The organism is Clostridium sp. (genome assembly GCF_029258205.1).
Lineage (GTDB): Bacteria > Bacillota > Clostridia > Clostridiales > Clostridiaceae > Sarcina.
This window is the reverse complement of record NZ_JARHZJ010000083.1, coordinates 1-3964: the sequence shown is the minus strand read 5'-3', so window position 1 is coordinate 3964 and position 3964 is coordinate 1. Positions and strand designations below refer to the sequence as shown.

Genomic DNA, 3964 nt, shown 5'->3' with positions numbered 1-3964 from the left:
TCACCCCTTGTATAAACTAAAATAGCCAAAAGCATACTTTCCCTAAGGACCTATGCTTTCGGATTACATACAATATCATCTTTTTAGTATACCCATTTTTTTCTCTAGTATACATAAAATTCATATTCAACTTTATACTATCATATGATAGTACATTTATTTATGGTATCATAGGCAATACCACTTGTCAATATTCTTGAAAAATTTACTTTTATTTTTTTATTACTTCAATCTCTTTAGTTAAAAAAAAGAGGCACTAGTAAGTACCTCTTTTAATATTTTAAAGTTAAGCTTTAATTACTTAAGCTCTACCTCAGCTCCAACTTCAGCTAATTTAGCTTTCATATCTTCAGCTTCTTCTTTAGCTACAGCTTCTTTTAATGTTTTAGGAGCTCCATCAACTATTTCTTTAGCTTCTTTTAATCCTAAACCAGTTAATTCTCTAACTGCTTTGATTACTTTTATTTTGTTAGCACCAGCGCTAGCTAATACTACGTCAAACTCTGATTTTTCTTCTGCAGCAGCACCTGCAACAGCTCCGCCTACAACAGCAACTGGAGCAGCCGCGCTTACTCCAAATTCTTCTTCACAAGCTTTAACTAACTCGTTTAATTCTAAAACACTCATTTCTTTTATAGCTTCTATGATTTGCTCTTTTGTCATGATTCGCACCTCCGAATTTTCTTTCCTATTTTTTAAATTTTATTAATTATTCAGCAGATTCTTCTTTCTTGTCTGCTATTGCACTTAATAAGTATGCAAAATTTGATAGTGGTGACTTGATACTTCCAAGAAGTTTTGCAAGTAACACTTCTCTTGAAGGTATAGCAGCAAGTTGCTCAGTTTGCTCTTTGTTGTAAACTGTTCCTTCTACTATAGCAGCTTTTAACTCAAGCTTTTTATTTTCCTTAGCGAAATCGTTAAGGATTCTAGCTGGAGCAGTAGCATCTTCGTAACCGAAAGCTATTGAAACTGGACCTTCTAAGTATTCAACTATTCCATCAAAACCTAATTCTTTTGCAGCTAGAGTAACTAATGTGTTTTTGTAAACTTTATACTCAACACCTGCTTCTCTTAAGCTCTTTCTTAAGTTTGTATCTTGTTCTACTGTTAAACCTTGGTAGCTAGCAAGTACAACTGATTGAGCTTTTTCTAATTTCTCTTTTATCTCTGCAACTTTAGCTTCTTTTAATTGTCTGTTTTTGTTCACTGTGTCCACCTCCTCACAGTTTAGTTAACTGCTTTATATAATAAGAAAAGTCTTCCCGTAGACATAGGAAGACTATTATATATACTACAATTGCCCTCGGTAGGTTGTTCTACGTTATGCATTACAGCACCTACTGTCTACGGAAACTTTAATTCACTTTTTCAACAATAATTATTTTAACACACACTCAAACTTACGTCAAGCATTTTATTAAAATTAATCTAAAACTTTAACCGGATTAACTTTAGCTCCAGGTCCCATAGTAGATGAAACTGAAACTGATTTTAAGTATTGTCCTTTAGCAGCAGCTGGTTTAGCTTTTACTAAAGCATCCATTAAAGCTTTGAAGTTTTCAACTAATTTCTCAGTTCCGAAAGATTTCTTTCCTATTGGGCAGTGAACTATAGCAGTCTTATCTACTCTATATTCAACTTTACCTGCTTTGATTTCTTTTATAGCATTAGCCACATCAAATGTAACTGTTCCTGATTTTGGGTTTGGCATTAAACCTTTTGGTCCTAATACTCTACCTAATCTACCAACTACACCCATCATATCTGGAGTAGCAACAACTACATCATAATCAAACCAATTTTCACCTTGAATTTTTTGTACTAATTCGTCAGCTCCAACGAAATCCGCTCCTGCAGCTTCAGCTTCTTTAGCTTTCTCACCTTTAGCGAAAACTAAAACTTTAACATCTTTACCAGTTCCATGTGGAAGAACAACAGCTCCTCTAACTTGTTGGTCAGCATGTCTTGGGTCTACACCTAATCTTACGTGTAATTCGATAGTTTCATCGAATTTAGCTTTTGCAGTTTTAACAGCAAGCTCTAAAGCTTCTGCTGGAGTATATAATGCATTTTTATCTATTAATTTTGAACTTTCAATATATTTCTTTCCCATTAATATAATCCTCCTTTGTGGTATTAGCGGTTTTTACCTCCCACCGATTTGAATAAATTATTCTACTACTACTACACCCATACTTCTAGCAGTACCTTCGATCATGCTCATTGCAGTTTCGATTGTTGCAGCATTTAAGTCTGGCATTTTCAATTCAGCAATTTTTCTTACTTGCTCTTTAGTTATGTTTCCAATTTTATTTCTATTTGGAACACCTGATCCACTTTCTAAGCCTAATTCTTTCTTTATAAGAACTGCAGCTGGTGGAGTTTTTAATATGAAGCTGAATGATCTGTCTTGATATACAGTTATTACAACTGGTATTATTAAACCAGCTTTATCAGCAGTCTTTGCGTTGAATTCTTTACAGAATCCCATTATGTTTACACCGTGTTGACCTAAAGCTGGTCCTACTGGTGGTGCTGGTGTTGCTTTTCCTGCAGGAAGTTGAAGTTTTATCATTCCTGTTACTTTCTTAGCCATGAGTTTATTCCTCCTATACTGTGGTAATTATCGGACTTCCGCCCTCCCACTTGATCGAGACGTTAGTCTGATTTTTAATCTAATTTTTCTACTTGATTAAAATCTAGTTCAGCTAGAGTTTCTCTACCGAACATATCTACTAAGGCTTTTATTTTGCCTTTTTCAACATTTATTTCTTGGATTATAGCAGCAAAACCACTTAAAGCTCCTGAAATAATGTTTATAGTTTCTCCTACCTCCAAGTCGATATCCATAGCAGTTTTCATTACTCCCATAGATTCTACCTCTTCATCGGTAAGTGGTACAGGTTTTGACCCTGGACCTACAAATCCAGTTACTCCTCTTGTATTTCTTACGACATACCAAGATTCATCTGTCATAACCATGTTTACTATAACATATCCTGGGAATTTTTTCTTTAAAGTAACTTTTATCTTACCATCTTTTTCTTCCACACTCTCTTCCATAGGAACTTGAATGTCTAATATTAAAGATTCTAAGTTTCTGTTCTCTATAGTTTTCTCAAGATTTGCTTTAACTTTATTTTCGTATCCTGAATATGTGTGTACTACGTACCATCTAGCTCTATCACTCATATCATAACGGTGAATAAATCACCAAACCTCCTTTATATTATTTAAGTCCAAACACTAACTCAAAGAGGTTCTTAAATACAAAATCCATTACTCCTATTGAAGCAATAGATATTGCAGTAAATACAATTACTGCAACAATGGCCTTTTTAGCTTCTTCTTTTGGCGGCCAAGTTATTCTTTTGATTTCAGCCTTAACCCCTCTAAAGAACTTCATTATACCAAAGCCTCTGCTTTGTTCATTTACATCTTGCTTTACAGCCATAAATTCACATCCTTAACACCATAATAATGTATTAGAATTTTGCTTTCCAAAACACTACTTAGTTTCTCTGTGAAGAGTATGACTCTTACAGAATTTGCAGTATTTTTTCATCTCTATTCTATTAGGATCGTTTTTCTTATTTTTCATAGTGTTGTAGTTTCTTTGCTTGCACTCAGTACATGCTAAAGTTACTTTTACTCTCACGTTCAGCACCTCCAGTTTTGTTGTATATTAAAAGTAGTTCTATCTACCAATACACTGCTAGTTAATTACTAAAATACATTATCATAAATATACACAAGTGTCAACAAATGTTGGCTATGTAAAGGACTAGGTTATTTAACCCAGTCCTTATTATGATAAACTATATGTTATTTTGCTTAAAACTACTCGATTATTGAAGTAACAACTCCTGAACCTACAGTTCTTCCACCTTCTCTGATAGCGAATCTTAATCCTTCATCCATAGCGATTTCTGTGATTAATTCAACTTCCATGTCAATGTGG

General features: G+C 33.9%; 8 protein-coding genes and 1 other annotated feature. All 8 genes read right to left on the bottom strand.

Annotated features, from left to right (window positions below; all coding sequences use genetic code 11):
* Positions 1 to 297: 297 nt before the first annotated feature.
* On the bottom strand, positions 298 to 663 hold the full coding sequence (rplL, locus tag Q1J60_RS10030; RefSeq protein WP_300375537.1) for a 50S ribosomal protein L7/L12: 366 nt from the start codon (positions 661 to 663) through the stop codon (positions 298 to 300).
* A gap of 46 nt (positions 664 to 709) precedes the next feature.
* On the bottom strand, positions 710 to 1210 hold the full coding sequence (rplJ, locus tag Q1J60_RS10025) for a 50S ribosomal protein L10 (RefSeq protein ID WP_003452177.1): 501 nt from the start codon (positions 1208 to 1210) through the stop codon (positions 710 to 712).
* 34 nt (positions 1211 to 1244) lie between these two features.
* Positions 1245 to 1371 (bottom strand) — a sequence feature (ribosomal protein L10 leader region).
* A 55-nt stretch (positions 1372 to 1426) separates the two neighbouring features.
* Positions 1427 to 2116 carry a 50S ribosomal protein L1 gene (rplA, locus tag Q1J60_RS10020; protein WP_300375534.1) on the bottom strand — a complete coding sequence of 230 codons (690 nt, stop codon included), beginning with the start codon at positions 2114 to 2116 and terminating at the stop codon, positions 1427 to 1429.
* Positions 2117 to 2173: 57 nt separating this feature from the next.
* The gene (rplK, locus tag Q1J60_RS10015) at positions 2174 to 2599 is read right to left on the bottom strand and encodes a 50S ribosomal protein L11 (RefSeq protein ID WP_300375531.1); all 426 of its coding nucleotides are present in this window, start codon (positions 2597 to 2599) and stop codon (positions 2174 to 2176) included.
* Between the two features lie 74 nt (positions 2600 to 2673).
* Positions 2674 to 3195 carry a transcription termination/antitermination protein NusG gene (nusG, locus tag Q1J60_RS10010; RefSeq protein WP_300375528.1) on the bottom strand — a complete coding sequence of 174 codons (522 nt, stop codon included), beginning with the start codon at positions 3193 to 3195 and terminating at the stop codon, positions 2674 to 2676.
* Positions 3196 to 3232: 37 nt separating this feature from the next.
* Positions 3233 to 3457, bottom strand: a complete 225-nt coding sequence (secE, locus tag Q1J60_RS10005; protein ID WP_300375525.1) for a preprotein translocase subunit SecE — start codon at positions 3455 to 3457, stop codon at positions 3233 to 3235.
* Positions 3458 to 3511: 54 nt separating this feature from the next.
* Positions 3512 to 3661, bottom strand: a complete 150-nt coding sequence (rpmG, locus tag Q1J60_RS10000; protein WP_055260249.1) for a 50S ribosomal protein L33 — start codon at positions 3659 to 3661, stop codon at positions 3512 to 3514.
* A 182-nt stretch (positions 3662 to 3843) separates the two neighbouring features.
* The coding region (locus Q1J60_RS09995; RefSeq protein ID WP_448268848.1) for an EF-Tu C-terminal domain-related protein at positions 3844 to 3964 on the bottom strand (121 nt) is incomplete at its 5' end.

Bases quoted from the DNA above. Each gene is read 5' to 3' on its own strand.
- rplL (WP_300375537.1), bottom strand. From the start codon at position 663: ATGACAAAAGAGCAAATCATAGAAGCTATAAAAGAAATGAGTGTTTTA.
- rplA (WP_300375534.1), bottom strand. From the start codon at position 2,116: ATGGGAAAGAAATATATTGAAAGTTCAAAATTAATAGATAAAAATGCA.
- rplK (WP_300375531.1), bottom strand. From the start codon at position 2,599: ATGGCTAAGAAAGTAACAGGAATGATAAAACTTCAACTTCCTGCAGGA.
- nusG (WP_300375528.1), bottom strand. From the start codon at position 3,195: ATGAGTGATAGAGCTAGATGGTACGTAGTACACACATATTCAGGATAC.
- secE (WP_300375525.1), bottom strand. From the start codon at position 3,457: ATGGCTGTAAAGCAAGATGTAAATGAACAAAGCAGAGGCTTTGGTATA.